The sequence below is a fragment of the Bacillus sp. P4_D3 genome (assembly GCF_056401855.1).
The window spans coordinates 1-1,453 of record NZ_JBFUIN010000751.1; the positions used below are offsets into that span (position 1 = coordinate 1).

A 1,453-nucleotide genomic window follows, 5' to 3' on the forward strand; every position below is an offset into this window, starting at 1 on the left:
CACTTCTTTCAAGATTTGTTCTTTCTCTTGATTAATCTGCAATTTTATCGTGTCGTACTGCTGCTTATCCACCCGTTTTCATAGCCCCTTCCTATTATAACGTTCCCCTTTTTCTATTATATAGTTTTTTTACAAAAAAATCTGTGAAATATTAAAAACAAAAAAATAAGACCTCAAAGGGCGAGATCTTATACAATATGGTGCATCGCTTGGACAACATCTTCAAAATGAAAACTATCCGTTCGACCTTGTTTTAAAAACATATTTATAGCTTCTACTTTATTTTTACATTCAAAAATATAAGCATTTTCTTCATTTTCTTGAATTGTTCCTAGTTTAAAATACAATTCATTTTCTTTATAAATAGATAAAATTTTTCTCATTTCATTTGCAAGTTGCCAATGATTCGGCGATACGATTTCTTCCATAATCCTACTCACCGAATCTAGTACGGAAATGGCAGGGTAATGACTAAGAGTTGCGAGCTCACGTTTTAATACAATATGTCCATCTAAAATACCACGAGCTAAATCTGGTACAGGACCATTTAAATCGTCACCATCAACTAGCACTGTATAAATACCTGTTATTGCCCCTTTTTGTGTTTTTCCGGATCGCTCTAATAACTTTTTCATATAACTTTCCATTAAGAGTGTTTTACCACCGATTGGTAATTCTTTGACTGCAATGTCAACACTTCGGCGAGCGTCGGCAAAACGAGTAACTGAATCCATCATAAGTAGTACATTATTACCTTGATCACGGAAATATTCGGCAATCGACGTTGCAAGCTTAGCCGCACGCAGTTGCATAAGGTGACTTTCATCTGACGTCGCTACAACAACGACGCTTTTTTTCATACCTTCTTCGCCTAATTCTTTTCGAATAAAGTCTTTTACTTCCCGGCCACGCTCACCTACTAAACTAATAACGTTAATATCAGCTTTTGCGTTTTTCGCAATCATTCCAAGTAATGTAGATTTACCAACACCCGATCCTGCGAAAATACCAATCTTTTGCCCGATCCCAATCGTTAACATAGAATCAATCGATTTAATTCCCGTTTCAAATACATCTGTAATTTCTTCACGCTCAAATGCATGAATCGGCGGTGCATCTAATTTTATTTTTTGCACTGGAATATTTTCAGCCTCTTCGTTTAACACTTTGCCATTTGCACTTAACACTTTTCCAAGCAAATGATTACCACGGGGCACAACGACATCTTCTGCAATTAATGTAACTGAATCTCCGTAACATACTTTTTCTGTCTGTTCAAATGGTAGTAACATATTATTTTCTTTTTCAATTGCAATAACTTCACATAAGACGCTATGTTCTCCAACGAGACAAACATCTCCAATCTTCGCTTTCGGACCTTTCGCTACAAAAAACTGCTCTTGTACACTATGAACTTTGCCAACTTTCGTATAAAACGGCGTTTCAATAAACG

1 protein-coding gene is annotated in these 1,453 nt (G+C 35.9%); it reads right to left on the reverse strand.

Annotation, left to right across the window (positions count from 1 at the left end):
* Nucleotides 1–188: 188 nt before the first annotated feature.
* Nucleotides 189–1,453 (reverse strand): flagellar protein export ATPase FliI (fliI, locus tag AC1DTM_RS26305; RefSeq protein ID WP_477001265.1); only part of this gene is annotated, 1,265 nt, incomplete at its 5' end.